The sequence below is a fragment of the Aureimonas altamirensis genome (assembly GCF_023702225.1).
In the GTDB taxonomy this organism is placed as follows: domain Bacteria; phylum Pseudomonadota; class Alphaproteobacteria; order Rhizobiales; family Rhizobiaceae; genus Aureimonas; species Aureimonas altamirensis_B.
Genome location: NZ_JAMQCO010000002.1, coordinates 23,056 through 47,791 on the forward strand (window position 1 = coordinate 23,056; position 24,736 = coordinate 47,791).

Sequence of the window (24,736 nt, forward strand, 5' to 3'; positions counted from 1 at the left end):
GGAATCGGGCACCTAACCAGTGTGCAGACAACAACAATTTCCAGAAGCGGCCCGACATGGTGCCGTCTTCTTTAATCTTGCCCTCCGCCCTTTCTGCCTTTTCTGCCCCTCCTGCCGGGAATCCAGCCGGGCAAAAACCTGCCTGACTGGACACCGGAACGAGCGCCGCCGAGCGCGGGAACGCCGCCCTCATGGCGTTCCCGAACCGCTCGCGTCGGCGACGAAAATGCTGTCGCCCCGTGACTCCGCATCGACGGGATCGCGCGCCGGAACGGTCGCGCGGCCGTCACCGGATCGTGCGTCGGACGGCGGCGCGGCGACAGCCCGCCCGTCGCCCGGACGCATGACGAACAGCGGTGCCTCGCGCCAATCGGGCGGCGGTGGCGGTGCTGATGACGGCGCTTCTGTTGCCGCCGCGCCGCCGAGGATCGGAGCAAGCGCGGCGACATAGGCCCGCGTTTCGGCCGGCAAGGCGCGGCCGGTCGCAAGGTATTCGTCATAGCGGCCGGGACCGGCATTGTAGGCCGCCAGCATCGCCGCGACATTGCCATAGCGGTCGAACATTTCGCGCAGGTAGGCCGTGCCTGCGAGGATGTTGTCGCGCGGGTCGTAGGGATCGCGGCCGAGGCCGTAGCGGGCGCGCAGGCCCGCCCATGTGTCGGGCATCACCTGCATCAATCCCATCGCCCCGGCCGATGAAACCGCGCGCACATCGCCCGCGCTCTCGGCGCTTAGCACCGCGACGATCCAATGCTCCGGTATGCCGAAACGCTGCGACGCCTCGGCGATGTGGGCCGTATAAGGATGGGCGGCCGCCGGGCGCTCGACGGGCGCGGATTGCGCGACCGCGACGCTCGATCCGGCGCAGACGGAAAGCGCGCCGGCCAGTATCAGGACGGCATAATGCCATGCAGTCCTGTCTCCGCTTCGACACCAGCCTGCCAGCGTGCTCGCTGCGGTCAAGGGCAAGGCGCAAGCGCCGGCCGATGGCCGCCCCTGACCTTCGCTGTGCGCGCCGGCCGTCCGGTGGCCGAGCGGGACGAAGGGATGAGACGGCTTTTCCGCGAACAAAGGGATGACGATCTTGGACCGGATGGCGGGCCGGACGCGCGCGGCCGTCATTCCTCGTCCTCGACTTTTCGGGGGTGCTTCCAACGCAGCGTCCAGACCGATGGATCGTCGTTGGACTGGAACAGCTTGGCGCGGATCGGGAACGGGAAGATCGGTCCCTCCAGCCGCAACGACACGAACTCGCCAGCGTTTTCGCTGGAGTCTTTCCATGCGGGGCCGGTGTCCGGGCCGTCCTCGCTATCGAGGCGCACGCGATAGTCGGGCGCGTTCTTCACGTCGCTCGGCTTGGCCGGAACGATGAACAGCTTATCGCGGAGGCCGAACGAATGTAGCTTCCCGGCATAGCCGGTTTCGGTGCGGGTGAAGGTGCCTATTTCTGCCATGGGAAATCTCCTGTGATTGGCTTTCGGGGATGGTTTCAGTGCGTCGGTGCGCGCCACTCGTAGCGGCCGACGCCTTCCTCATCGGTCCAGAGCGGGACCGCTCGGCCGATGACGGAAGCTGCGGGGGTGAGTCCGAAATAGCGGCCGTCGAGGCTGTCGCGGACTTCCCAATTCATAAGGAAAAGCTGGCCGTCGCCGATCACTCGGCAGCCCTGCCAGACGGGCAGATCGCGGCCGAGGCTGTCGCGCTCCAGCGCCTCGCCCATCTCGATCCCGTCAACCGTGATCGTGGATCGCAAGCGACAAACCCGCTGTCCCGGCAGGCCGACGACGCGCTTCAACAGCGGAACGCCGCGCGCGATATAGCTGCGCTCGGCCATGAAGGCGGCGAGCGGTTCGGGCGGCATGACGGCGACCAGCTCGGGCACCTCGATCCGCTCGGCCGGCTCGACGGTATAGAAGCCGATGGGTGCGCTGGCCGTCGCGTTCCAGATGAGTTTCACGGGCCAATCGACCGCGCTGGCGGCGGCGATTCCGATAGCGGCGAGCGCCGTCACCGTGAGGGTGCGGCGGCGCGTCATGGCTCGATCCTTCGGCGGTGAAGCCACGCGGCATGTCGCTCGGGCGTGTAGGCGTGCGGCTCCAGATTGGCGGTCAAACGGTTGTGGACGTGCCGCCAATGCTCCGGCGCGGCGTCGGCCGGATCGAGGCCGAGCGATTCCACGGCGTCGATGGCGGCAAGCCCGCGCTGCACCTTCGGCCAGCTATCGAGCCGCAACAGGATTTCGCCGCCGGGGCGGACGAATGGCAATGTCTGGAACGGCTCGCCGCGCCCGATGGCCCGCACAATGTCGATGCGGGAAACGACCGTGCCATGCTCGCCGTTCGCCCATCGGACGAAGGCGAAGACGCTGCCCGGCGCGAAGCCGACCACGCTACGGCGGCGGTCGATGATCTGTTCATAGCTCTTGCGGCCGAACCTGATCCAATGCTCGATGCGGCGTTTCTCGAAAGTCAGCTCGACCAATGTGGTGAAGGGCGCAGGCCCGTCCGGCAGCGGACGGCCGTGCGCGCTGCGATGGGCGCGACGGGTCATTGTGCGTCTCCGGCGATGTGCTGGTGGGGATTGCGCGCGTGCGCTGCGTCAACGGCGGGCGTCATGGCTTGCCGTTCCCGGCAGAACCGGCACCACGCTTCGCCTGCGCGCGCGTCAAAGAAAAAGAGTTAGATTCTCTGTTAGATAAGTTAGCGGTCGGATTCCGCGTTTCAGGCCAAAGCGTTAGCTGCGGTTCGTGCGCCTGATCTGCCGATAGTCGTGCGCCTGATATGCCGATACCCCGTGCGCCTGATCTGCCGATGGCATTAACAGGGTTATCAACAGTGCCTGTTGATGAGTTTTCGGGGCGGATGCGCAGCAGCTCGCGGCCGTCTTCCCGCTCGATCTGGAGGCGGTAGCCGGGGAGTTTCTGGCGGGCCGCGATCCGGCGCAGGTCGAGCGCGAAGTCGGACGGCCGGGCAAGGCTGCCGGATTTCTGATGAAGGTGCGCGACCTCGAAAATCCAGCCATGACGCTGGTGCCCGGCGTGCTTTCTGGCGACGCGGTAAAGCCATCGCTCGATGCCGCCAGTCAGGCCGAAATAGGCCGGGTCGATGGTCAGGACCAGCGAGCGGTCGATGACGCTGTTGTAGAACCATTCGGGCAGGACGAACTCCATGCCCTCGACACGGCCGGCGCGCGTCGTCATTTCCTCCCATTCGTTGATCCAAGAGAATTGCCGGCGACGCCAATGCGGGCCGTTGCGAATGGTGGTGGCGATGACGGTGGATTGCAGCCGCGCCAGCGCGGCTTTTAGAAGCCGGTATTGATGATTGCCGGTCGGCCGCCCGATGGCGCGCAACAGGTGGTAGGGCGTGAACCGGACGAAGCGCGAAGTCGTGAGGCCGTCATTCTCGGCCGCGACGATCTGCGAGGCCGCCCATATCAGCACATCGGCGTCCCAAATGGTCGCCATCCCATGCTCGGGCATCCCGAACACCTGCACCTCTATGTCGGCGGCCTTGTAGAGAATCGGCTTGGTGCGCGGGGTCTTCGCCAGCGAGAAAAACGGCCGCTCCATCAAGTCGCGCTGGTCGCGCGGCGGCGCATCGCCCGTTGCGACCACGAAGGGGTCTAGGCGGCTGCGCTCGCTGTCCTCGGTCGGCTGCGCGGGGGCGTGATCGTCCTCGCGCAGCATCTAGCACTCGTCCCGTTCTTCGGGCGTGAGCGGACGCGCGGGAAAGACCGTGCCGGCGGTCTTGTCGCGGGTGGATTTACGTTCGCCGACCGCGCTCCAGTCCTCCAGATCGCGGACGGTGTAGAGGACGCGACCGCCGACCTTGCGATAGGTCGGGCCGGTGCCATAGGTGCGATGTTTTTCAAGGGTGCGGATGGATATGCCGAGGAAGCGCGCGGCTTCCTTGGTGCGCAACAGGCGCGGCGGCAGGCCCGCAAGCGGGTTGGCCATGGATCACCTCCAGTCGGGATTGGGCTGCCGGGGGGCGGCAGCGGACTGTGGCGAACCATGGCGAGGGATCGGCGGCGCGTAGCGTGCCGCATTTGCGCCTATGCGTTGGCGGCACCCCCTTCGGGGCGCTGCGCGGCTGAGGGATTTCAGCCGCCCGTCGCCGTGTCGCGCCGAAAAGGCAAAGACATTCGCGCGCGGCTCGGCTAGGAATGTAAGCGGAGCAGACGCGCTGCTCTGGGGCTTAGTAACCCCTGACTAGCGGTTGGTGCCGGCCGTGACGGCACCACGATCCTCGACTTATGGTCGGGGGGCCTATGACGTATGTCCAAGGCTACCCGCCCAAAGGTCATAGGGCCGTCTAGTCACGGTTACTAACTCCCCGATCACCAGGTTGAGGGGCCATTTGCGGGGGCGCACCGCAAGCAAGGCTCTTTCCAGATGAAGGGGAAGGCTATGCGGGTTCCCATCGAACTCGATCCCGATGTGGACGACGAAGCGCCAGCCGGCAACGCCATAACCGCCTATGACGAACGCCACTACGTCACCTATCTGCGGCTTCTCGATGCCAAGGCCGAGGGCGCGGACTGGAAGGAAGTCGCGCGGATCGTGCTGCACCGCGATCCGGCAGCCGAGGAACTTCGGACCTATCGTTGCTGGCAAAGCCACCTCGAACGCGCGCAATGGCTATCGCGTGAGGGCTATCGGAAGGTTCTGGAGCAGGCGGTAGGCAACAGCCCCTGAGCATGACGCCCATAAATGTCGCCACGGACGGCTTCGGCTGCAAGAAGCGAGGGCCTACGCTTACCATGAGGCGGCGTTTAGGCTATGTGGGAACACAACACGCTAGACGGGCCTGAAAAAGATCGTCTAGACATGAAAAAAATATAGCTTGCAAGGGCCTGAACATGAGCGTTGATGTTGATCTTGGCGAGACAGAAGAACCGGATGACGCTCCGGTTGCAGTCGACTCCCGCGACCCTGATGACTTCTTGGCAAAGAACGCATTTCGCGTTGTTTATCAGACCAATAATTTTCTGCTTCCACAGATCAGGGATATGATTGATAGGCGGGAAGCAATCAACCTTCATCCCGAATATCAACGCCGGCTTCGATGGACGACCGCACAGAAATCAAGGCTTATTGAGTCTCTTCTTCTTAACATTCCAATACCTCCAGTGTTTTTCTACGAAAGCGATGCGGCCCGGTATGAGGTTATGGACGGGCAGCAGCGACTAAATACTATCCGAGAGTTTTTCTCGGGGTCATTTGCTCTTTCTGGATTGAAGGTCCTTTCTCCACTTAACGGAATTCGGTATCCGAAGGCTCCGCCTCGGGTAAAAAGAACCTTAGACCGAGCAAGTATTTCTGCCATCGTTCTCCTGATGGAGAGTGAGTCTGAAATTTCCGGGCCGGGGTCACTCGGCCTCACAGATATCAGGCGCTTAGTTTTTGACAGGCTCAACACCGGGGGTATGAAACTCAACGCGCAAGAGCTAAGGAATGCTCAAAATCCCGGACCGCTAAATGATACAATTATTGAACTAAGTCGATACAGTCTATTTACTGATGTATTTGGAATTCCTCCTTATACGGAGAAAGATCCGGAGGATTATTATATCAATCCAGAACGGCAAAAGAATAGCCTATACAGCACGATGAAGGATTGCGAACTTGTCCTTCGTTACTTTGCACTGAAAGACGATGCCAACATTCGAGGGTCAATGAAGTCCATGCTTGACCGAGCAATGGAGGTTCGCATGACTCCTGAAGAAGCCGCAATCGCTCGAGAGGAATACAAAGAGCAATTCAAGTTCCTTTATGAAATTTTCGATGGAAAGCCGTTCTCTGTTGCGTCCAGAACCGATGGTCGGGAGCGCGTATCTGCTGCGGTTTATGATGCTGCAATGGTGGCGATTAATCGACTGTGGGCAAAGAGGGACTTAATTAAGTCGGAGAAAGCTGCAATTGTCGGTAGGATGCAGTCAGCTATCGCTGATGACGATAAATATGAAATACTTGTTGGTCGTGGTAACACCGCTGAATCGGTTAGGGATAGGATAGAGCTACTTCAAGACATTCTTCATCATTCTGCGTGAGGAAGCCGTGGCGACCTCATATGATCTCATAGCAGAAGACTTTTTGTCTGATTTGACTGCATTGTCAAATCTCGTTCAGGCTGCTCACAGTAGCGGTTCCTCCGCAAAGGCCCGCGTCGCGTCGGTGAATTCGGCTACCCTTCTTCTGGCCGCCACCTTTGAGGAATTTATTCGGCAGTTGGGCCGGCAGTTCGCTAGAGATGTTGTTTCGCGGACCAGTGATCCGAAGAAGCTTCCTAAAAAGCTGACAGCAACCGCTTGGAAGCGGACGCTTGAAAACTTGGCACGCGCGAAAATAGACACCGGAGGAACACCACTTTCCCTAGAGCATATATCGGCAGATTCTCGGGCTAAATTTGATGCAGTTTGGGCCTTTCTAGGAGGCGATGTTTCGCAAGATATATACGATTCACTGATCCATAATGAAAACAATATGCGGCCATCAGAGATTAATGCCGTTTTCTCTATATGCGATCTTTCAAACATATGTTTCAAGATATGTGACCATGAGAAAATGAAGGATCATTTTGGCGAAGAAGATAGCGGAAAGGTTCATGGGCGGTTCCTCACATCATTAAATGATTTCATGGAGATGAGGAACGATATTGCGCACTCCTTGAACGCGGGAAGCTCCGCTGGTCCCGATATATTTTACGGTTATGTTTCAACATTCCAAGCGATTGCTGTCGCACTTGCGGAGCGGCTTCCTGATAGTTTGCCTGCGGCGCAAGTTGGGGCGTAGACCTTCTAATCTGCATTCTTTATGAAGGTCGGCTAGTAAGCCATCGGCTTTCCAATTGAGTGACTTCCACACAATGGTTATGCTTTGCGAAAGCGCTTGGCCTTACATTATCTTCCATTTGTTCCGACCTTAATTGGATAGTGGAGCAGCAGGCGATAGCCGCCCCGCATCATCTTGATGCCGTGCGCGACTAGCCTGCGGGCCTTGTTCTTGCGCGGATCGTTCTCAAAGTCTTCCTTGGTGCCGCGAAAGCCGAGCAGCACTTCGGCGATGGTGCGATAGCTCTCGCCGCGCAGCCGGGCGTCGAGCGCGCGCAGGGACAGGATATGCCATTGCCGGAGCTGCGCGGGAACGGCCCGGAAGTCGGGACCGGGCGCGCGGCCGTTGAGGGACCGCCAAAGACGGCGGGCAGCGTGGGCACGCAGCTCCAGAAAGGAATCCATCGGCAGGGTGACGGCATAGAAAGCGGCTGCGTCGGGCACCGCCTCGGGCAGCCAGAATTGATGTGCGACGCCATCCACCTGCCAGATACCGTGCCAGCCATCGGCGGCGCGGCGCAGGTCGAGGCCGTCGAGATGCGCCAGCGTCAATATCGGTTCGGTGTCGCTGTCCTTGTGACCGACCGGCGACAGCACTACCGCTTGCGGTTGAAGGCTCGGCGTCCAGATCGGGGATTGCTGGTCATGCGGCGCGTCGGGATCGCACGGGAAATCGCAAGCCCCAGCGATGCGCGAACGCTTCAAGGTCGCGCCCGGTCGGCTGGCCGGTCAATGCGATGGTCTGGAAGTCCTGACGATATTCGTCGTTGCGGCGCAGGTATTCCCAAGCGAAACCGGCGGCCGGAATGTGCTTCGCGTGTCTGTATGCCGCCGGGAAACGCCAGTCGATGCTAAGCATGGCGTCACCTCCCAAAGCCGGGGTGCGCGAGGCCGCGCCCGGACCAGAGAGATTCAAGTATTGTTTGAAGTAATAGAAGCCGCTCAAAGTAGATATGTTGAGCGGCTAACCCGATCATTATTGGTTATTTTCTTCGTAACACTATCGTCGCGCTCTGGCTAGTCGCCCGCCCGCAAGTGCGGACAGGCGACCATGTTTTCATCTGTTGGAAAACACATGCACCTCGCCGTGCGCCGTCTCGATGGTGAACACATCGCCGCCCATCTCGGCGTCGCGCGCCATCGCGTCCCAATCGACATAGTAACGTAGCGGCTCGGGGATCGTGACGCTTTCCGTGGTCAACTCCTCCATGTAGTCGGCAAGGCTGGCGAACTGACCATGATAGCAGTCCTCCAAGGTGGATTCGGCTTGATCCATGTCGCCGCCGAACTGCTCCAGCAGGCCCGCGCCGAGTGCGCCATGCTCTGCGATGAACGCGGCCATCCGCGCCACGTTGTCGATGCCGGCATATTCGGAGATGCTGACGCCCTCGAAACCCTCATAGGCGTGAATGGCGTATTCCTCCGCATCCTCGACAGGGGAACGGGCAAGCATCGCGGCAATCTCGTCCCTGATCTGGTCGGTGTCCTGATCCGCGTCGATCCAAGCCCCGTGCAGAAAGCCGTTATTGTAAGCTGCAAGGCAGGCAACATAGATGCGGGGGGTGCTGTCGGATACGTTGGTCATGTCTCTGATCCTCGGGTCTGAAGGTCAGCGAAGCGGAACGCCGCGCCTGACCTTCTGGCCGTCGCCGAGACTGGGGTAGCAACGAGCAAGGGCGGCCGGGGTGGAGGGGGATCACCCGGCCTGCACAAGCCCCTTGGGGCGCGGAAGGCTGGGGATACCGCCCCGGACGGTTCCACTTACCTTGCTGGCGCGAGGGCAAGGCCCTTAGTAAAACCAAGCAATCAGTCGCCGCTTCGCGGCGTCATTTGGAGGCACGACTTGGCGCGTGATGAGGGCCTTGAGGAAATCTTGCGGGAAGACCTCGGGGGCATGTCTGGATTGATGGAAAAGGCCATGTTCGGCGGCTGGGCTTGGCTGCTCGACGGCAATCTGCTGTGCGCAGCTCGTGACGATGGGATGCTCGCCAGACTCGGCAAGGATCGGGACGGTTGGGCGCTGGATATGCCTGACGTGGTTCCGATGATCTCGCGCGGCCGGCGGATGCAAGGTTGGGTGCGAGCCGGACCTTCGGCTTTCGGTGACGATGCGCTACGGCGCAGGCTGGTCGATGCCGCACTCGCCTTCGTTCGATCCCTGCCGGCAAAGTAGGCCGCTGCGGCGCGGCGATAGCCGCGCCGGCCCGGAGGCGAACGCGCTTCCAAATTGCGCTGTAGAGAGCCGGAGGGCCGCTATGAAAAAGCCCCGGCGCTTGCGCCGGGACCGTCTTTTATACCTTCATGTCAGCGGGCAGGTGCGGGGCTGGAGGGCAACGGTGCGGCCAGTCGCATCAAAGCCGACACGCCAACGAAACCGCCGCCGACCAGACAGAAGATTTGCCGCCAGATTTCAGAGGGCACCGCCTCTTTGGTGATGCCATGGACTAGCGCATAGCCCGCGACGGCGGCGGGTGCGGCAAAGATCAGTGCCACGATTAGGCGAAGGATGGGAGTGCGCAACGTCTCGAACAGCAGGGCGAGGATGCCAAACGCCACCCCAGCGGAAACGAGGCCGACCAGCCCGGCACCTATTACGCCGGAGCCGGTCTGATAGGCGAATTGCGCAGCGGTCAATCCGAGCATGAAGGGCAGAGCATAGACTGCGAGCTTATAGGCCACGACGCAAAGGACGGCGACTAGCGCCACGCTCATCAACATCACGGCTACCATGGTTCTGCTCCTTCACGGTCTGCGCGGATTGCCGTTGCGTCGCTCCTGCGGTTGGGCACGGGCAACATAATGCCAACCCGTGCCCCGTCTGTCGACCATCGGCGGCTTTCAGGTGTCATTTTGGAGGGCTATAGCGTAGGTGTAGTTCTCGGTTTCTTCGTCTCCCGCCCGCCACGCGCGGTTCGTTCTTCCGATAATCATAACGTCGAGTGCCTCACCGTCCTGCAAGATGACACGCCAGTCGCAAAAGCGACGTTTGGTGCCGTCCTGTCGTTGGGACAAGCCCCGCCCCGCGACATGCGATGGCGGGCGTCGGATGCAAGCACGCGCCCTCTCCGCCCCCGTTATCCACAGCCCCTCTGCGGAAAAACCCTGTATTACCGGCCTATCTGAAATTTGCGTCGGCAAGCGGATTGATGGTGCGCGTCTGCGGCGCTAGCGTCAGCGCAGACATCGCCGCCGCCCGGCCGAAATGCCCGGCGGCTACCTTGTGGAAATCGTATCCGGTGGCTCCTAATCTCGATCGTGAGACACTATATATGGCGTCAGCCCATGTGGATGGGCACAAGGTTTAGTTAATCAAAACGGTGCAACATGATCGCGGCGCATGAGCGGCGAGCTTGCCGTGCCAGCGTTTTCACCGTTTCCGGAAAGGGTCGAAGTCATGGGCATGAAGGTTGAGCGCCGCTACACGAAGGCGGGCGAAAGCCCCTACGCTTCCGTTGAATTCCGCAAGGCGACCAGCGAAATCCGCAACCCGGACGGATCGATCGTCTTCCGCCTAGAGGGAATCGACGTTCCGGCCCAGTTCAGTCAGGTCGCGAGCGACATCCTCGCCCAGAAGTATTTTCGCAAGGCCGGTGTTCCGAAGCACCTGAAGAAGGTGGAAGAGAACGACGTCCCGTCGTGGTTGTGGCGCGGTACGGCGGACGAAGCGGCCATGTCCGCCCTCCCCGAATCGGAACGCACGGGCTCCGAACTCGATGCCCGCCAGGTCTTCGATCGCCTCGCCGGCACCTGGACCTACTGGGGCTGGAAAGGGGGCTATTTCGATTCGGAAAGCGATGCCCTCGCCTTCCGCGACGAGCTTGCCTACATGCTGGCGACCCAGAAGGTGGCGCCCAACTCCCCGCAATGGTTCAATACCGGCCTTCACTGGGCCTACGGCATCGACGGGCCGGGCCAGGGCCATTTCTATGTCGATTACCGCACGGGCGAACTGACCCGTTCCGCCTCGTCCTACGAGCATCCACAGCCGCATGCCTGCTTCATCCAGTCCGTCGGCGACGACCTCGTCAACGAGGGCGGCATCATGGATCTGTGGGTGCGTGAGGCGCGCCTGTTCAAATATGGTTCGGGCACGGGCTCCAACTTTTCCGCCCTGCGCGGCGAGGGCGAAAAGCTGTCCGGCGGAGGCAAGTCTTCCGGCCTGATGAGCTTCCTGAAGATCGGCGACCGCGCCGCCGGCGCCATCAAGTCGGGCGGCACCACCCGACGGGCCGCGAAGATGGTGGTCGTCGATATCGACCATCCCGATATCGAGGCATACATCCAGTGGAAGGTGCGCGAGGAGGAGAAGGTCGCTGCGCTGGTAACCGGATCGCGGATCGTCTCGCGCAACCTCAAGGCCATCCTGTCGGCCTGCGTCAATTGCGAAGGGCCGGAAGGCGATTGCTTCGACCCGATGAAGAACCCGGCGCTCAAGCGCGCGGTGCGCGACGCCAAGAAGGCCCAGGTGCCGGAAAACTACGTCAAGCGCGTCATCCAGTTTGCCCGCCAGGGCTACACAGACATCGAATTTCCCGTCTACGATACGGACTGGGATTCCGAAGCCTACCTGACGGTATCGGGGCAGAACTCCAACAACTCGGTCCGCGTGACCGACGCCTTCCTGGAGGCTGTCGAGACGGACGGAACATGGGACCTGCATGGCCGCACATCGGGCAAGGTCACCAAGACTTTGAAGGCCCGTGAGCTGTGGGACCAGATCGGCTATGCCGCCTGGGCCTCGGCCGACCCCGGCATCCAGTATCATACGACCATCAACGACTGGCATACCTGCCTGGCGGCCGGTGAGATCCGGGCATCGAATCCCTGCTCGGAGTACATGTTCCTCGACGATACGGCCTGCAACCTGGCGTCCTTGAACCTGATTCAGTTCCGCAAGCCGAACGGCGATTTCGATATCGTGAACTTCGAGCATGCGACGCGCCTGTGGACCATCGTTCTCGAAATCTCGGTGCTGATGGCGCAGTTCCCGTCACGCGAGATCGCGCAGCGCAGCTACGACTATCGTACCTTGGGCCTGGGCTTCGCCAATATCGGCGGCCTGCTGATGACGGCCGGCATTCCCTATTCGTCGGCGGAGGGCCGCGCGATCTGCGCCGCCATCACCGCGATCATGACCGGCCAGTCCTACCGGACGTCGGCGGAAATGGCCGGGGTTCTCGGCGCCTTCCCGGATTATGAGCGCAATGCCGACGGCATGCTGCGCGTCATCCGCAATCATGCCCGCGCCGCACAGGGAATCGCCAACGGCTATGAGGGACTGTCGACGGACCCGGTGCCGCTGGACCATGCGTCCCTGAAAGACCGCAAGTTGTCCGCGCGTGCCAAGGCCGTGTGGAACGAGGCGCTGGAGCTCGGCCAGAAGCACGGCTTCCGCAACGCCCAAGTTTCCGTGATCGCGCCGACGGGCACGATCGGCCTCGTCATGGACTGCGACACCACCGGTATCGAGCCGGACTTCGCGCTCGTGAAGTTCAAGAAGTTGGCTGGCGGCGGCTACTTCAAGATCATCAACCGCGCGGTGCCGGACGCTCTGCGGACGCTTGGCTACAAGGAAAGCCAGATCGCCGAAATCGAGGCCTATGCCGTCGGCCACGGCAATCTGGACCAGGCGCCGGCGATCAACCCCGGCTCGCTGCGTTCGAAGGGGTTCGGCGATGCGCAGATCGAGGCGTTGAACCTCAGCCTGAAGAGCGCATTCGATATCAAGTTCGCCTTCAACAAATGGACGCTGGGCGAGGATTTCTGCCGGGACACGCTCGGCATCAGCGACGAGCAGTTGAACGACTTCAGCTTCGAGCTGCTGCCCTTCCTCGGCTTCTCCCGAAAGGATATCGAGGCGGCGAACATTCACGTCTGCGGCGCCATGACGCTGGAGGGTGCGCCCTTCCTGAAGGAAGAGCACCTGCCCGTCTTCGACTGCGCCAATCCGTGCGGCCGCATCGGAAAACGCGCACTGTCGGTGGAAAGCCACATCCGTATGATGGCGGCGGCGCAGCCCTTCATCTCGGGCGCCATCTCCAAGACGATCAACATGCCGAACGACGCCACGGTGGAAGACTGCGCCGCGGCCTACATGCTGTCCTGGAAGCTGGCGCTCAAGGCCAACGCGCTTTACCGCGACGGCTCCAAGCTGTCGCAGCCCCTGAATGCATCGCTGATCGCCGACGAGGAAGACGAGGAAGACCTGATCGCCGAGGCGACCGAAGCCTTGCTGGCCGCACCAGCGCCGGCGCGGGCGGCGGAAGTTGCCGAACGGATCGTCGAGCGGATCGTGGAGCGCGTCGTGCGCGAGCGGGAAAAGCTGCCGAACCGGCGCAAGGGCTATACCCAGAAGGCCATCGTCGGCGGACACAAGGTCTACCTGCGGACGGGCGAGTTCGACGATGGCCGGATCGGCGAGATCTTCATCGACATGCACAAGGAAGGCGCCGCCTTCCGCGCGATGATGAACAATTTCGCCATCGCCATATCGCTCGGCCTGCAGTTCGGCGTGCCGTTGGAAGAATACGTGGACGCCTTCACCTTCACGCGCTTCGAACCGGCCGGCATGGTGCAGGGCAACGAGCTGATCAAGAACGCGACCTCCATTCTGGACTATGTGTTCCGCGAACTGGCCGTTTCCTATCTGGGGCGCCACGACCTTGCGCATGTCCAGCCCGACGATGCGACATCTTCCACGGTGGGCCGCGGTGTCGAGGGAGATCGCCCGGCGAACCTGCCGGTCTCGCACGGCATGGTCCGCGGCAATACGGGCAAGTTCCGCGTCGTCTCGTCCGGCGAGCCGGCTGGATCGGCCGCGACGTCGCCACGGCCCGCGAACGTACAGCCTACGGCAACCCGGGCAACTCAGCCGATGGCCGGCACCCGCCCCGTCGTGGTTGGCGGCGGTGCAGGGGCAGCGACGGCGTTCAAGCGCGATTTCGAGACCGCGCCTCTGGACCTGCCTGCCCCCGTTGCCGATACGTCACCGGCCCAGGGTCTGTTCGACCAGCCGATCGAAGGGCGCGCCACGGCGCGCGACGTGGCCAACGTGACCGGCAGCAAGATGGCCGAGCGTCGGGCAGAGGCTCTGATGAAGGGGTATACCGGCGAGAGCTGCTCCGAGTGCAACAACTTCACCATGGTCCGCAATGGCACCTGCCTGAAGTGCGATACGTGCGGCTCGACGAGCGGTTGCTCCTGATACCGTTCGATCCGCGAGGCTACGGAGGAAACCCGACCCGCCCGGTCTGACCGGGCGGGTCGAAATCGCGAGACCACGAACGCGTCCAATGGCTCTGGTGGCCGTTGGTCAGCGCCCATCGACGATCTTGAACACCTCCGTATGGTCAGCGCCGTGGCCGAGCGTCTGGTGAGCGCGGCTCCACAGATCGCGGGCGGCCGACATCCCGTCCATTTTCAGATCAAGCCCTTCCGCAAGCGCGCTGGCGATCGCGACGTCCTTGGCCATCAGCTCGAGCGAGAAACCGGCATCGCGGAACGCTCCGTTGAGAACGAATTGCTTCAGCTTGTTCTCGGTGGAATTGTTGCGTCCGGTGGAGACGTTCAGGACATCGACGAGGGTCTTCGGATCGAGCCCGAAGGCGCGTCCTACATGAATGGCCTCGCATGCGGCCGCCAGGCCCACTGCCGAAACGTAGTTGTTCAACGCCTTGGCCGCGTGCCCGGAACCGAGCGGCCCGGTGCGCACCACTGTTCCGATGGGCGCGAGCAGCAGCTCGACCCGATCGAGTGCAACCGGATCGTCGCCGCCAAGCATGATCGCCAGCGTCCCCGCGACGGCCTTGCGAACGCCGCCGGAAACGGGAGCGTCGAGCACCGTCCAGGACCGCTGCGTCAACGCCGCGCCGAGCTCGCGCGTCGCCAGGGGATCAGAGGAGCTCATATCCACGATCACAAGGTCCCGGCGCACCGCCGCGCCGAGACTGTCCGCGCCGTCGAGGACGACCGAGCGCACGATCGTCGAGTTCGGGAGCATGGTGATCACGACGTCGCATTCGGCTGCGAGCGAAGCGAGCGAGGTATGAGCCACGGCCCCGACCTCGACCGCGAGCGCCGTCGCCTTCTCGCCATCGGTATCGAACAGGGCGAGCGCCTGTCCGGCCCCCGCCAGGCGGCGCACCATCGGTGCGCCCATCATGCCGAGGCCGACGAAACCGAGCGGGGCGGTCATGCCGATCGACCTTCGCTCTCGATCTTCTCGAAGGTCTCGCGAGCAATCCGGAAGCTGTCGACCATCGCGGGAACGCCGGCATAGACCCCGACCTGTAGAAGGATTTCTCGGATTTCCTCCTTCGTGACACCATTCGTCAGAGCGCCCCGAACGTGTGCCGAGAGCTCGTGCTGGCGGTTGAGCGTCGCGATCATCGCGATGTTGATGATCGAGCGCGTCTTGCGCTCCAGGCCGTCGCGGCCCCAGATCTCGCCCCAGCAGTAGGTGGTCACGAGCTTCTGGAAGTCTTCGGTGAAGTCGTCGACCTTCGCCGTCGCGCGGTCGACATAGGCGTCCCCGAGCGTCTCGCGCCGGATCTTCATGCCCTTGTTGTAGGTCGCCTCGTCCATACGTTTTCCTTCCGTTGTGTGGGTTAGGTGAGTGCGTCGAAGTGGCGGTCCGCCACGAGGGCCGCCTTCCGTACGTGTTCTTCGGCGAGCCGCCGCGCTTCGTCAGCGTCGCGCCGGAGCAGAGCGTCCCGGATCTCCGCCATTTCGCGGATCGTCTCGACCAGTCGTCCCGGTCGCGACAAGGTCAAACGGCGCATCTGCGTTATCCGGTTGTTGAGCAGGGTGAAGGTCTGCCCGACGACCTTGTTGCCGCAGTGCTCGAAGAGGCAGCGATAGAACTCGTTCTTCAGACGCACAGCGGTTTCTTCGCCGTCCTCTGCTCGGAGTCCTGCCAGCGCGTCGACGACGGCGGACAGGTCCGCGCAACCCTGCGCGCTCGCATTCTGCGCAAACTCGGCGCAGGCCAATCCTTCGAGGACGCCGCGCACGCGGTAGAGTTCGGCGACGGTGCGTCGATCAAGCGTCGCTACGGTCGGTCCCTTGTGCGGCACGTACTCGATCAATTCCTCGGCCGCGAGCTTTTGAACCGCCTCCCGCACCAGCGTGCGGCTTACACCGAACATTTCGCACAGCTCACGATCCTTCAGATGCCGACCGGGCGGCAGAGCACCGCCCAGAATGGCTTCACGAAGGCTCGATACCAGTCGTCCGCCAAGAGTCAGGTCGTCGCGGTTCAGGATATGGCTTGCGGTCGGGGTCATTGTACTCCTTGGGGGCTGGGTCAGGCGGCGCGGAACGCCATCGTGTCCCAGTTTACTGTGCAACGTCCTCATTCGCGAGGATCGTTTCCCAACGTTCGACCTCGCTCGATATGAGCGCCTTCAGGGCCTCCGGACCGCGCGCGTCCTCATCTGGGATGGGAACGCCGAGCTGCTCGAACCGAGCTTGCACGGTCTCGTCGTCGAGCGCGACGTCGATCGCTTCGGCGATCTTCGCAATCACGGCATCGGGTGTCCCCGGCGGCACGGCGATCGCGTTCCAGACCGTCATGTCGAACTCGGGGATACCGGCTTCCGCGAACGTCGGGACGTCAGGGATCTGAGGCTGGCGCTGGCTCCCGGAGACGGCGAGTGCGGTTCCCTGGTCGCCGAGCTCGATCGGTATCATCGTCACCGTCTGATCGATGACCGCGTCCATCATTCCGGCCTGAAGGTCAACGATAGCCGGTCCGGCCCCTTGGTAGGGAACACGGGTCCCCGAGAGTCCCGTCAGTGAAAGTAGAAGAGCCGGGGCAAGATCCGACGTCGCGCCGATCCCGCCGGTGCCGAAATTGACGGCCTCGCCGTCCGCCCGGAGCTTCTCGATGAATGCGTCGAGCGTCTCGATTCCGCTCGCCTTGCTGGTTGCAAGGACCATGGGAACGTCGGCCACGAGACCGACCGGAACGAGATCCGTTCGGGGGTCGTAGTCCATGTCGTCGAAGACGCCCATGGCGGCGGCCATTGGGCCCATGTTGCCGAACGTGATCGTCTGGCCGTCGGGGTCGGAGCGAATGACCTGCAAGGTACCGATTCGACCGCCGGCTCCGCCAACATTCTCGACGAGAACGTTCTGGCCGAGATGCGCCGCCATCGCAGGAGCTACTATCCGAGCCAGAACGTCCGTCGTCCCGCCGGGCGGGAACGGAACGACCATTTTGATCGGTCCCTTCGGAAACTGATCCTGGGCGAGCGCCGCCCCCGTTATCGAGATGGCCAAGCCGAGTGCGAGAACGATGCGCATAGTAATCCTCCCATATGCGGACAAGATTACAATCATATTGTCATACAATGTGCAAGGGCTTGCGATTGCGTGGTTTGAGTGGGGAGGTGGCAGCGGGAAAAGACATCGCAATCGCGATCGAAGAGCGCATCGATCGATCGCGTCTCGATTGTGGCAAATCGAAGCGCCGATACCCGTAGGCTGCCGTTGCCCTATCATGGCTTGGAGCATTCAAGTTTCGGGAGGGTAGTGTCATGGAGCGGACGAAAAACAGGAAGCGGCCGGACATCCTGGCGGCCAGCCTTTGCGCCATTCTTGCGACAGGAAGCGCAGCCGCGCAGAGCACCACAGATCGAAGCCCGATTGTCTCGTTCAAGGATGGATTTACGCTCGAACAGTCGAAGGAAGCGCTTGCCGAGCGTGACCTGGCCGCATGGCTGGCAGTCGGCGATGTATCCGTGTGGCTCAACCTGCGCATATCGGAGGCGCTGCCGACAGCCATCGTGCCGAACCGCAACCCGCCTCGCGAACTTGTCGCGGCGCTCGATCCGGCTATCGGGAAGATCGAGGCCGACACCGGGCCTTCGGGGTTCCTCACGCTCGACGCGTTCATGGCGCACCCTGAAAGCAATGCACAAGCGTTCGTCGTCGTGCACAAGGGGGAGATCGTCTATGAAAATTATCAGGGGATGCAGGCAACAGACCATCATTTGTGGATGTCCGTTGCCAAGACGCTGCCGGGATTGGTGATCGACAAGCTCATCAGCGAGGGCAGAATCGACGAAACCCGAACGATCGGCTCCTACGTTCCGGAGTTTCGTGGCTCGGCCTGGGAAGACGTCAGGGTTCGCGACGTCATGGACATGACGCCGGGTCTGAACTCTGAGGAGAACAGAGAGACGAAAGCCGACCCGGACTCGATCGCCGTCCGCGTCTACCGCGCCGAGTTCGGAATGCCTTATAACGGCGAGACGGAACTCTTGATCGATGTCCTGCGAGATGTGCAAAAGCAAGCAGAGCCGGGTACGGAGTTCGAGTACAGCTCACCCACGACGCAAGTGCTGGTCTATCTGGCCGAGGCTGTCACCGGTGAACGTTGGGCCCAGTTTGTCGACAAACATGTCTGGTCCAAGCTCGGCGCCGAAGGGCCTTTGCTGGTCAATACGACGCCGGATGGCACCGCAATCGCACACGGCATCGTATCGAGCCGGCTTCGCGACCTCGCGCGTTTCGGTATGCTTTATACCCCGAGCTGGGACAAGGTGGCGAACGAACGCGTGGTTGCGCCCGAAATCCTCGCGCGCATCCGCAAAAGCGTCCGCTCGAAGGAGTTTTTCCGCAACGGCTTCGATGGTCCGATCTTCATCGACCAACTGCGCGACGACACCATGATCAGCAACAGCCGCCAGTGGGATGCCGTCTGGCCCGATGGGGACATGTGGAAAAGCGGGCTGATGAGCCAAGGGGTGTACGTGTCGCCTGAGAAGGACCTCGTCATCGCATATTTCTCTGTCAGCCCGAGTGGGATGATCCATCGCTTCGTTCGCCCGATCGCAACATCGAACCTCTTCCAGGGCGACAAGATGGAATAATGCCGTACCGCGACCAGGATCGGTTTCCGGGCGATCGCTTCCGGTCAACCGCTTCGGGAACGATTTGTGTGCTGCAGCGTAACCTCCACGGAAGAGTTTACGCGATGAGGTTTTCGTATCATGAAAGTGGGTGTTTTCCGCGAGCCGGTGACAGTCCTGGTCGGTATCGGCGTTCCGGTGGAAGTCGCCGACATACGCCATGCTTTCGAACTGATGGTCGATTGGCCACACCGGTCCCGACGCACCGGACATTTCGCCTGCATCAACACGTGCCGTCAGGCGCTCAACGGCCGAGGCGATACCGAAACGGCCCGAGAGGCTTTCATCGCATTCGCCGAAGACGCGGGTATCCTGATGCCGGCGCTGAACGACAACGTCCTTGCTGCTCAGTCCGGCTCGACGGCCGGCAAACCCGCCCAGGCGTGACACTTGGCCTTGCGCCTACGGATCGCGATCCGGCATGGAGGAAACAATGGCAACGATGACGCTTGGCGACATCTCCGGAAAGATGGCCGATATCGACTTCTGCATGCTCGTAACGCGTGACGGCGAGGCTACGATGACGAGCCGCCCGATGAGCAATAACGGGGATGTCGAATATGACGGCAATTCCTGGTTCTTCGCTTACGAGGACACTGCAAAGATACGTCAGATAGAAGCCAGCGATGCGGTGACGTTGACGTTCGCCGGGGCGAAGCATCTTCTGGGCGGACCCGGCATCTTCATTTCCGTCGATGGGAAAGCGGATCTCGTTAGGAACAAGGCCGAGTTCGAGGCGCATTGGCACAAGGGTCTCGACCGCTGGTTTCCCCAGGGAACGGACACTCCGGGGATGATCCTGATCAAGGTCCATGCGGGTACGATCCGCTACTGGGACGGCGAAGACGACGGCACAATCGCCCTTTGAATTACCTGGAGTGATAGAATGACGAAAACGGCACTCGTTGTCGGTGCCAGCGGCATCGTGGGCAATGCGGCGGTCGATGCATTCCGTGGAAGGGGCTGGAGCGTCCTCGGCCTGGCGCGGCGCGATATCCAGGTGGAGGGCGTCACGCCGATTTCAGCCGATCTCCTGGATGCCTCTGCGACGGCCGACGCTTTGGCCGGCCACGCTCCAGATGCGGTGGTCATATCGACCTGGCTGCGCCAGTCGACCGAAGCCGAGAATATCGCCGTCAATTCGGCCATGGTCCGGAACCTGCTCGACGGTCTTTCTGCCAGTTCCGGTCGTGTCCCTGCCAGGCACGTGGCGCTTGTGACCGGTCTCAAGCATTACCTCGGCCCGTTCGAGGCTTATGGAAAGGGCACTCTGCCGCAAACGCCCTTTCGAGAGGAGCAGGCCCGCCTCGACGTTGCGAACTTCTATTACGCGCAGGAGGACGAGCTGTTCACCGCCGCGGCGCGCGACGGCTTCACCTGGAGTGTCCACCGCCCGCATACGGTCATCGGCAAGGCCGTCGGCAACGCCATGAACATGGGTACGACGCTAGCCGTCTATGCAACGATCTGCCGGGAGATCGGCCGTCCGTTCCGTTTTCCAGGCTCCAGCGCACAATGGAACGGCCTGACCGACATGACCGATGCGCGCCAGCTTGCAGCCCAGATCGTCTGGGCGACCGAGACGCCCGCCGCCGCCAACCAGGCGTTCAATATCGTCGACGGCGATATCTTTCGCTGGTCGTGGATGTGGCAGCGGATCGCGGAATGGTTCGGGCTGACGGCGGCGCCCTTCGACGGGACCGTGCTGCCCCTGGAAGAGCAGATGCGCGACGATGCTGCTTTGTGGCGCAAGATCGCCGAACGGGAGGCACTGGCAGAGCCCGACCTCTCGCGGCTGGTATCCCCCTGGCACACCGACGCCGACCTTGGCCGCCCCATCGAGGTGGTGACCGACATGTCGAAAAGCCGCGCTCTCGGGTTTCTGAGATACCAGGCGACCGATCAGGCGTTCTACGACCTGTTCGCGGACCTACGCGAAAGCCGCCTGATCCCCTGACGCATCTGCCGTCCGATGCGTTCCATGCCTGGCCGGCAGTCCGATGATCCGCACCTTGCCGATAGAGCGGGCGTGCCGCGACAGCACCATATAGGTCAGGTCGTCGGCCTGCAGCGTTTCTCCTTCGGTGGGCATGTGTCCAAGGCGGGTCAGGACATAACCGGCCAGGGTGGAGTACCGATTGGCCTCGTCGACGAGCGAACGGTCGAGGATGCCCGAAAGCTGGCGGATATCGATGAAGCCGTCCACTTCAAGAGAGCCGTCGGGCATCCATTCGAATGCGGCTGGCTTCTCGTCCATGTCCGGAAACTCGCCTGCGATAGCCTCGAGTATGTCGGTCGGGGTTGCGATACCCTGGAAGGAGCCATGTTCGTCGACGATAATCGCCAGTTGGACAGGCGATGATCGCAATAGCTCCATGACACGCAGGACATCGCTGCTGTCGTGGACGACGACGGGCTGACGCGTCATCCGGGGCCAATCGACCGGCCGCCCGTCGGCGAGCGACAGCAGCAGGTCCTTGACCAGCGCGACCCCGACGAACTCGTCCACCTGCCCGCGCGACAGGATGACCCTGCTGTGCGTCAGCGCGCGGATGTCGGAGTTCGAGACATCCGGCGCGTCGTCGAGGTCGAGCCACTCGACCTCGCCGCGCGGACTCATGATGGACGCGACCGGCCTGTCGCCAAGGCCGAGGACACCGCGGATCATTTCCTTCTCTTCTGCCTTGAAGATCTCGCCGCCGGCTGTCTTGTCGGCGATGACGTCGACCGTCTCCGACAATGCCTGGTCGCCTGCGCGTCCGCCGAGAAGCCGCAGGACGGCCTGCGACGTGCGCTCGCGAAGGTCGTTGGTGGTGACCACCTTCTCCCGATTGCGCCGGCCGAACTGGTTGGCCGCCTCGATCAGGACGGAAAAACCGATGGCGGCGTAAAGATAGCCCTTCGGAATATGGAAGCCGAACCCTTCCACCACCAGCGAAAAGCCGATCATCAGGAGAAAGCCCAGACACAGGATGACGACGGTCGGGTGCCGGGATACGAAGGCCATCAATGGTTTCGAGGCTACCAGCATCACCGTGACTGCAACCGTCACGGCCGTGATCATTACCCACAACTCGTCCACCATGCCGACGGCCGTGATGACGCTGTCGAGGGAGAACACCGCGTCGAGAACCACGATCTGCGCGATGACCTGCCAGAACACGGCATGTGCCACCTTGCCTTCCTTCGGCCTGTAGGCACCCTCCAGGCGCTCGTGCAACTCCATCGTACCCTTGGCCAGCAGGAATACGCCGCCAAAAATCAGGATCAGGTCCCGACCCGAGAACGAGCCGCCGGCCACGGTGAACAGCGGCTGCGTCAGCGTGACGATCCACGAGATGGAAAACAGCAGCAGGATGCGCATCACCAGCGCGAGCGACAGTCCGATCACCCGCGCGCGGTTTCGCTGGTGCGGCGGCAACTTGTCGGCAAGGATCGCAATGAACACCAGGTTGTCGATCCCCAGGACGACCTCGAGCACGATCAACGTGACGAGGCCGATCCATATCTGGGGATCTGCGAGAAATTCCATGACGACGAAGGCCCTTTGCGAGAGGATTGAAAGCAGCGATGCCGTGCCGGCTCAGCCGCTGTCGAGACCCGTACGGACACGCCGCGGACGCCGGTCCGTGAAGATGCGTTTGCCGAACCAGATGGTGGCGACGATGGTGACGACGAGGACGAGCCCGACGATGCCGAGGCTGCCCTCCCCGGCTACGTCGCCGATCTCGCCTGCGCCGCGCCCTCCGAGATAGCCCGGCGCCAGCATCACGGGCGCCCAGATCAGCGCCGAAAGGACATTGGCGACCTGGAAGCGCGTCTGCCCCATTTCCATCATCCCGGCGACCAGGGGAACGGTGGAGCGGATCGGCCCAAGGAAACGGCCGATGAAGACGGCGGCAAAACCGTATCTGCGGAAAAACAGGCGCGTGCGTGCGATGGCGTGCCGGTATGGTTTCAAGGGTCTTCGGTTGACCACGCTGGGCCCGAGCCACCGCCCGATCGCATAGGACGCGATGTCACCGATGATCGCACCGAGAATCGCGCCGGCCAGGACCGGGATGGGATCGATGATCCCCGCTCCGGCAAGGCCCCCTATGAGAAGCATGATCGCAGTTGCCGGAATCAGCAGGCCGACGAGGATCAGGGATTCGCCGAGGCAGATCAGCAGCACGATAGGCATCGCCCAAGCTTGATGCGTCTGGATGAAGTCGCCGAGATCGGCAAGAAAGCTTTCCATAGAGTGATCTAATCCTCGATCGTCATCGCAAGCCGTCGGCGATGCGATCGGCCTCGTCCCGAAGCCTCCTGCCGTCGCCGCCGATCGTCACCAGGGCATAGGCCACCTCGCCGAGCTGCCAGTAGGCGGCCGAGGCTTCGCCGGCGGCGAAGGTGCCGACCGGCATGACGTCGAACGAGCCGGGCCGAACGGCGAACAGGGATACTTCGCCCAGGTCCGGAGAACCCAGCGCCATGGCGACACTGGGGCCGAACGTGGAGGGATAGACCTGCACATCGTGGACGACCCAGTCCGCCGGAAGCGCCGGAAGCCGGATTGCGGTGGCCGCGAGTATTTCGGCCGGATCGTATTCGGCGGTTTCTATCTGCGAGATCATGGCCGCCCGAAGCGCGCTCGTCGCATGCGACCGGACGGCATCCGCAACGAATGTCGGTGGCGGCGCGGCGGCGACGCTTTCGCGCACTCCGAGCGCGTTGAATTCGGCGCTCGCGAACCAGCCGACGCCGAGCATCAGGGCAAGGGCCGCCACGCGCGGCAGTTGCCTGACGGCGCCACCGCGTCCGAGCGCCCGTTGCAGGTGCCTCGCCAGAGCGTCCGTACGGGTGCCGGACGGCGGCGTCGCCGCAGATAGCGCGACGCGCAGCTCGTCGCGAAGACGCAGGGCGGCCATCATCTCTGCCGCTTCGCCGGGGTGCTCCGCCAGATGCGCTTCCACGGCGATCCGCCGGTGGACGGGAAGCTGGTCGTCGACATACGCGGCAAGGTCGAATTCGGTGATGGGATCGGGATCAGTTCGCATCGCGTACACCCCTTGTACGAAACGGCACTATGCGTGCTTCGGGCAGTCCGTCTTCGAGCTCGCGAAGGCGCGCACGACCGCGCGATAGCCTCGAGACCAGCGTCCCTACGGGAACCCCCAGGGTTTCGGCAGCCTCGTCGTAGCTGAGCTCCTCCACCGTAACCAGGTGCAATGCGGCACGCTGCTCGTCGGGCAGCGACAGGAAAGCGCGTCGCACATCGTGAAGACGGGCGGATATCTCCTGGCTGCCATCCACTGTGGCCACCGCGGCCAGGGCGAGCGCATCGTCGCGTATCCGATCCGCCCGACGCCGCCGTGTTCCATCGACGAACCGGTTGTGAAGGATTGACATGAGCCAGGGGCGAAGCTCCTGCCCCGCCTTAAACTGGTCGCGCTTTTCGACGGCGCGCAGCAGGGTGTCGTGCACGAGGTCTTCCGCGTCGTCCGGATTGCGCGTCAACGACCGTGCGTATCGACGCAACGGGCCAAGCAGTCCGACGATGTCGATGTCACGTCCAGGTTTGTTCATGTCGGGTATACGCTCGAGACGCCGGATCCATCCATTGCGCCCGACTTTTATATCGGCTGTCAGCCTTCGCCGGCACGCGCCTCGTTCATGATGCTGCTCATGGGTTGCGCGATCGCCTTCTCCGTCAGGGCCTGCGCGGTTCTATACTCCCTGACGATGGCTTGCCCGAGCTTCGACAAGCGGGCGCCACCGCCCTGGTGGCCGCCATGCTGCTTCTCGACCGTCGGCTTGCCGAACAGCTCGTCCGCCTCGGCCACGAGCATCCAGGCGCGCTTGTAGGACATTCCCATCGACCGCCCGGCGGCGGCGATGGAGCCGTATTCGGCGATCCGCTCCAGCAACTCCACCTTGCCCGGGCCGAGCGACCTGCCGTTGAAATAGATGCGGAGACTGAACCTCTCCATGCGAATGCTCCACGA

General features: G+C 62.4%; 28 protein-coding genes. 9 read left to right on the plus strand and 19 right to left on the minus strand.

The window, feature by feature from the left end; all coding sequences use genetic code 11:
* Positions 1-189: 189 nt before the first annotated feature.
* From NDN16_RS02830 to NDN16_RS02855, 6 genes are all read right to left on the minus strand, one after another.
* Entirely contained in the window at positions 190-1,122 is a 933-nt protein-coding gene (locus NDN16_RS02830; protein ID WP_251112120.1) for a lytic transglycosylase domain-containing protein, read from the minus strand.
* On the minus strand, positions 1,119-1,454 hold the full coding sequence (locus NDN16_RS02835) for a DUF736 domain-containing protein (protein ID WP_174835053.1): 336 nt from the start codon (positions 1,452-1,454) through the stop codon (positions 1,119-1,121). Before NDN16_RS02835 ends, NDN16_RS02830 begins: the two co-directional genes overlap by 4 nt.
* Positions 1,455-1,489: 35 nt before the next feature.
* The gene (locus NDN16_RS02840) at positions 1,490-2,035 is read right to left on the minus strand and encodes a S26 family signal peptidase (protein ID WP_251112121.1); all 546 of its coding nucleotides are present in this window, start codon (positions 2,033-2,035) and stop codon (positions 1,490-1,492) included.
* Positions 2,032-2,550: a DUF2840 domain-containing protein gene (locus NDN16_RS02845; protein WP_203064889.1), complete on the minus strand. Its 519-nt coding sequence runs from the start codon at positions 2,548-2,550 to the stop codon at positions 2,032-2,034. The genes NDN16_RS02840 and NDN16_RS02845 overlap by 4 nt, the downstream gene beginning before the upstream one ends.
* Positions 2,551-2,611: 61 nt before the next feature.
* Positions 2,612-3,688 (minus strand): replication initiator protein A, encoded by a 1,077-nt coding sequence (locus NDN16_RS02850; RefSeq protein ID WP_251112122.1) that lies wholly within the window; start codon positions 3,686-3,688, stop codon positions 2,612-2,614.
* The gene (locus tag NDN16_RS02855; protein WP_043061663.1) at positions 3,689-3,958 is read right to left on the minus strand and encodes a helix-turn-helix transcriptional regulator; all 270 of its coding nucleotides are present in this window, start codon (positions 3,956-3,958) and stop codon (positions 3,689-3,691) included. It lies immediately after the preceding gene.
* A gap of 453 nt (positions 3,959-4,411) precedes the next feature.
* On the opposite strand from NDN16_RS02855, the gene NDN16_RS02860 reads away from it, so the two are divergent.
* The 3 genes from NDN16_RS02860 to NDN16_RS02870 all read left to right on the plus strand — a co-directional run bounded on the left by NDN16_RS02860 (position 4,412) and on the right by NDN16_RS02870 (position 6,796).
* The gene (locus NDN16_RS02860; protein WP_251112123.1) at positions 4,412-4,699 is read left to right on the plus strand and encodes a DNA -binding domain-containing protein; all 288 of its coding nucleotides are present in this window, start codon (positions 4,412-4,414) and stop codon (positions 4,697-4,699) included.
* A gap of 164 nt (positions 4,700-4,863) precedes the next feature.
* Entirely contained in the window at positions 4,864-6,054 is a 1,191-nt protein-coding gene (locus NDN16_RS02865) for a DUF262 domain-containing protein (RefSeq protein ID WP_251112124.1), read from the plus strand.
* A gap of 7 nt (positions 6,055-6,061) precedes the next feature.
* Positions 6,062-6,796, plus strand: a complete 735-nt coding sequence (locus tag NDN16_RS02870) for a HEPN domain-containing protein (RefSeq protein ID WP_251112125.1) — start codon at positions 6,062-6,064, stop codon at positions 6,794-6,796.
* 107 nt (positions 6,797-6,903) lie between these two features.
* On the opposite strand, the gene NDN16_RS02875 is transcribed toward NDN16_RS02870, so the two are convergent.
* The 3 genes from NDN16_RS02875 to NDN16_RS02885 all read right to left on the minus strand — a co-directional run bounded on the left by NDN16_RS02875 (position 6,904) and on the right by NDN16_RS02885 (position 8,419).
* Positions 6,904-7,431 carry a DUF2285 domain-containing protein gene (locus NDN16_RS02875; RefSeq protein WP_251112539.1) on the minus strand — a complete coding sequence of 176 codons (528 nt, stop codon included), beginning with the start codon at positions 7,429-7,431 and terminating at the stop codon, positions 6,904-6,906.
* Between the two features lie 46 nt (positions 7,432-7,477).
* Positions 7,478-7,693 (minus strand): transcriptional regulator domain-containing protein, encoded by a 216-nt coding sequence (locus NDN16_RS02880; protein ID WP_251112126.1) that lies wholly within the window; start codon positions 7,691-7,693, stop codon positions 7,478-7,480.
* Positions 7,694-7,891: 198 nt separating this feature from the next.
* Positions 7,892-8,419 (minus strand): antirestriction protein ArdA, encoded by a 528-nt coding sequence (locus NDN16_RS02885; RefSeq protein ID WP_251112127.1) that lies wholly within the window; start codon positions 8,417-8,419, stop codon positions 7,892-7,894.
* A gap of 258 nt (positions 8,420-8,677) precedes the next feature.
* On the opposite strand from NDN16_RS02885, the gene NDN16_RS02890 reads away from it, so the two are divergent.
* Positions 8,678-9,007 carry a TfoX/Sxy family protein gene (locus NDN16_RS02890; protein ID WP_251112128.1) on the plus strand — a complete coding sequence of 110 codons (330 nt, stop codon included), beginning with the start codon at positions 8,678-8,680 and terminating at the stop codon, positions 9,005-9,007.
* A gap of 131 nt (positions 9,008-9,138) precedes the next feature.
* On the opposite strand, the gene NDN16_RS02895 is transcribed toward NDN16_RS02890, so the two are convergent.
* The gene (locus NDN16_RS02895; RefSeq protein WP_251112129.1) at positions 9,139-9,564 is read right to left on the minus strand and encodes a hypothetical protein; all 426 of its coding nucleotides are present in this window, start codon (positions 9,562-9,564) and stop codon (positions 9,139-9,141) included.
* Between the two features lie 670 nt (positions 9,565-10,234).
* Between NDN16_RS02895 and NDN16_RS02900 the strand changes: the two genes are divergently transcribed.
* Positions 10,235-14,038 carry a vitamin B12-dependent ribonucleotide reductase gene (locus NDN16_RS02900; protein WP_251112540.1) on the plus strand — a complete coding sequence of 1,268 codons (3,804 nt, stop codon included), beginning with the start codon at positions 10,235-10,237 and terminating at the stop codon, positions 14,036-14,038.
* Between the two features lie 108 nt (positions 14,039-14,146).
* On the opposite strand, the gene NDN16_RS02905 is transcribed toward NDN16_RS02900, so the two are convergent.
* Genes NDN16_RS02905 through NDN16_RS02920 form a run of 4 tightly spaced genes read right to left on the minus strand, consistent with a single transcriptional unit; the run spans position 14,147 to position 17,139 of the window.
* Complete coding sequence (locus tag NDN16_RS02905) at positions 14,147-15,028, minus strand: NAD(P)-dependent oxidoreductase (RefSeq protein ID WP_251112130.1); 882 nt, start codon at positions 15,026-15,028, stop codon at positions 14,147-14,149.
* The gene (gene pcaC / locus NDN16_RS02910) at positions 15,025-15,417 is read right to left on the minus strand and encodes a 4-carboxymuconolactone decarboxylase (RefSeq protein WP_251112131.1); all 393 of its coding nucleotides are present in this window, start codon (positions 15,415-15,417) and stop codon (positions 15,025-15,027) included. The genes NDN16_RS02905 and pcaC overlap by 4 nt, the downstream gene beginning before the upstream one ends.
* Before the next feature lie 23 nt (positions 15,418-15,440).
* On the minus strand, positions 15,441-16,118 hold the full coding sequence (locus tag NDN16_RS02915; protein WP_251112132.1) for a GntR family transcriptional regulator: 678 nt from the start codon (positions 16,116-16,118) through the stop codon (positions 15,441-15,443).
* A 52-nt stretch (positions 16,119-16,170) separates the two neighbouring features.
* Positions 16,171-17,139: a Bug family tripartite tricarboxylate transporter substrate binding protein gene (locus tag NDN16_RS02920; RefSeq protein ID WP_251112133.1), complete on the minus strand. Its 969-nt coding sequence runs from the start codon at positions 17,137-17,139 to the stop codon at positions 16,171-16,173.
* A 233-nt stretch (positions 17,140-17,372) separates the two neighbouring features.
* On the opposite strand from NDN16_RS02920, the gene NDN16_RS02925 reads away from it, so the two are divergent.
* The 4 genes from NDN16_RS02925 to NDN16_RS02940 all read left to right on the plus strand — a co-directional run bounded on the left by NDN16_RS02925 (position 17,373) and on the right by NDN16_RS02940 (position 20,706).
* Positions 17,373-18,710, plus strand: coding sequence for a serine hydrolase domain-containing protein (locus NDN16_RS02925; protein WP_251112134.1), 1,338 nt, complete (start codon positions 17,373-17,375; stop codon positions 18,708-18,710).
* Positions 18,711-18,830: 120 nt separating this feature from the next.
* Positions 18,831-19,136: a DUF982 domain-containing protein gene (locus NDN16_RS02930; RefSeq protein ID WP_251112135.1), complete on the plus strand. Its 306-nt coding sequence runs from the start codon at positions 18,831-18,833 to the stop codon at positions 19,134-19,136.
* A 46-nt stretch (positions 19,137-19,182) separates the two neighbouring features.
* Positions 19,183-19,617, plus strand: coding sequence for a pyridoxamine 5'-phosphate oxidase family protein (locus NDN16_RS02935; protein WP_251112136.1), 435 nt, complete (start codon positions 19,183-19,185; stop codon positions 19,615-19,617).
* 18 nt (positions 19,618-19,635) lie between these two features.
* Entirely contained in the window at positions 19,636-20,706 is a 1,071-nt protein-coding gene (locus tag NDN16_RS02940; RefSeq protein WP_251112137.1) for an SDR family oxidoreductase, read from the plus strand.
* Here NDN16_RS02940 and NDN16_RS02945 read toward each other — a convergent pair.
* The 5 genes from NDN16_RS02945 to NDN16_RS02965 are packed head-to-tail and all read right to left on the minus strand — an operon-like array spanning position 20,680 to position 24,721.
* Positions 20,680-22,281, minus strand: coding sequence for a TerC family protein (locus NDN16_RS02945; protein WP_251112138.1), 1,602 nt, complete (start codon positions 22,279-22,281; stop codon positions 20,680-20,682). The two genes, NDN16_RS02940 and NDN16_RS02945, sit on opposite strands and share 27 nt — an antisense overlap.
* Positions 22,282-22,332: 51 nt before the next feature.
* Entirely contained in the window at positions 22,333-22,989 is a 657-nt protein-coding gene (locus NDN16_RS02950) for a DedA family protein (protein WP_251112139.1), read from the minus strand.
* Between the two features lie 22 nt (positions 22,990-23,011).
* The gene (locus tag NDN16_RS02955; protein ID WP_251112140.1) at positions 23,012-23,788 is read right to left on the minus strand and encodes an anti-sigma factor; all 777 of its coding nucleotides are present in this window, start codon (positions 23,786-23,788) and stop codon (positions 23,012-23,014) included.
* Positions 23,778-24,317 (minus strand): sigma-70 family RNA polymerase sigma factor, encoded by a 540-nt coding sequence (locus NDN16_RS02960; protein WP_251112141.1) that lies wholly within the window; start codon positions 24,315-24,317, stop codon positions 23,778-23,780. The genes NDN16_RS02955 and NDN16_RS02960 overlap by 11 nt, the downstream gene beginning before the upstream one ends.
* A 59-nt stretch (positions 24,318-24,376) precedes the next feature.
* On the minus strand, positions 24,377-24,721 hold the full coding sequence (locus tag NDN16_RS02965; protein WP_251112142.1) for a winged helix-turn-helix domain-containing protein: 345 nt from the start codon (positions 24,719-24,721) through the stop codon (positions 24,377-24,379).
* Positions 24,722-24,736: the final 15 nt, after the last annotated feature.

Excerpts from the sequence above, each read along its gene's own strand:
- NDN16_RS02830 (WP_251112120.1), bottom strand. The coding sequence starts at position 1,122 with ATGACGGCCGCGCGCGTCCGGCCCGCCATCCGGTCCAAGATCGTCATC.
- NDN16_RS02835 (WP_174835053.1), bottom strand. The coding sequence starts at position 1,454 with ATGGCAGAAATAGGCACCTTCACCCGCACCGAAACCGGCTATGCCGGG.
- NDN16_RS02840 (WP_251112121.1), bottom strand. The coding sequence starts at position 2,035 with ATGACGCGCCGCCGCACCCTCACGGTGACGGCGCTCGCCGCTATCGGA.
- NDN16_RS02845 (WP_203064889.1), bottom strand. The coding sequence starts at position 2,550 with ATGACCCGTCGCGCCCATCGCAGCGCGCACGGCCGTCCGCTGCCGGAC.
- NDN16_RS02850 (WP_251112122.1), bottom strand. The coding sequence starts at position 3,688 with ATGCTGCGCGAGGACGATCACGCCCCCGCGCAGCCGACCGAGGACAGC.
- NDN16_RS02855 (WP_043061663.1), bottom strand. The coding sequence starts at position 3,958 with ATGGCCAACCCGCTTGCGGGCCTGCCGCCGCGCCTGTTGCGCACCAAG.
- NDN16_RS02860 (WP_251112123.1), top strand. The coding sequence starts at position 4,412 with ATGCGGGTTCCCATCGAACTCGATCCCGATGTGGACGACGAAGCGCCA.
- NDN16_RS02865 (WP_251112124.1), top strand. The coding sequence starts at position 4,864 with ATGAGCGTTGATGTTGATCTTGGCGAGACAGAAGAACCGGATGACGCT.
- NDN16_RS02880 (WP_251112126.1), bottom strand. The coding sequence starts at position 7,693 with ATGCTTAGCATCGACTGGCGTTTCCCGGCGGCATACAGACACGCGAAG.
- NDN16_RS02885 (WP_251112127.1), bottom strand. The coding sequence starts at position 8,419 with ATGACCAACGTATCCGACAGCACCCCCCGCATCTATGTTGCCTGCCTT.
- NDN16_RS02895 (WP_251112129.1), bottom strand. The coding sequence starts at position 9,564 with ATGGTAGCCGTGATGTTGATGAGCGTGGCGCTAGTCGCCGTCCTTTGC.
- NDN16_RS02900 (WP_251112540.1), top strand. The coding sequence starts at position 10,235 with ATGAAGGTTGAGCGCCGCTACACGAAGGCGGGCGAAAGCCCCTACGCT.
- NDN16_RS02905 (WP_251112130.1), bottom strand. The coding sequence starts at position 15,028 with ATGACCGCCCCGCTCGGTTTCGTCGGCCTCGGCATGATGGGCGCACCG.
- pcaC (WP_251112131.1), bottom strand. The coding sequence starts at position 15,417 with ATGGACGAGGCGACCTACAACAAGGGCATGAAGATCCGGCGCGAGACG.
- NDN16_RS02915 (WP_251112132.1), bottom strand. The coding sequence starts at position 16,118 with ATGACCCCGACCGCAAGCCATATCCTGAACCGCGACGACCTGACTCTT.
- NDN16_RS02920 (WP_251112133.1), bottom strand. The coding sequence starts at position 17,139 with ATGCGCATCGTTCTCGCACTCGGCTTGGCCATCTCGATAACGGGGGCG.
- NDN16_RS02925 (WP_251112134.1), top strand. The coding sequence starts at position 17,373 with ATGGAGCGGACGAAAAACAGGAAGCGGCCGGACATCCTGGCGGCCAGC.
- NDN16_RS02930 (WP_251112135.1), top strand. The coding sequence starts at position 18,831 with ATGAAAGTGGGTGTTTTCCGCGAGCCGGTGACAGTCCTGGTCGGTATC.
- NDN16_RS02935 (WP_251112136.1), top strand. The coding sequence starts at position 19,183 with ATGGCAACGATGACGCTTGGCGACATCTCCGGAAAGATGGCCGATATC.
- NDN16_RS02940 (WP_251112137.1), top strand. The coding sequence starts at position 19,636 with ATGACGAAAACGGCACTCGTTGTCGGTGCCAGCGGCATCGTGGGCAAT.
- NDN16_RS02945 (WP_251112138.1), bottom strand. The coding sequence starts at position 22,281 with ATGGAATTTCTCGCAGATCCCCAGATATGGATCGGCCTCGTCACGTTG.
- NDN16_RS02950 (WP_251112139.1), bottom strand. The coding sequence starts at position 22,989 with ATGGAAAGCTTTCTTGCCGATCTCGGCGACTTCATCCAGACGCATCAA.
- NDN16_RS02955 (WP_251112140.1), bottom strand. The coding sequence starts at position 23,788 with ATGCGAACTGATCCCGATCCCATCACCGAATTCGACCTTGCCGCGTAT.
- NDN16_RS02960 (WP_251112141.1), bottom strand. The coding sequence starts at position 24,317 with ATGAACAAACCTGGACGTGACATCGACATCGTCGGACTGCTTGGCCCG.
- NDN16_RS02965 (WP_251112142.1), bottom strand. The coding sequence starts at position 24,721 with ATGGAGAGGTTCAGTCTCCGCATCTATTTCAACGGCAGGTCGCTCGGC.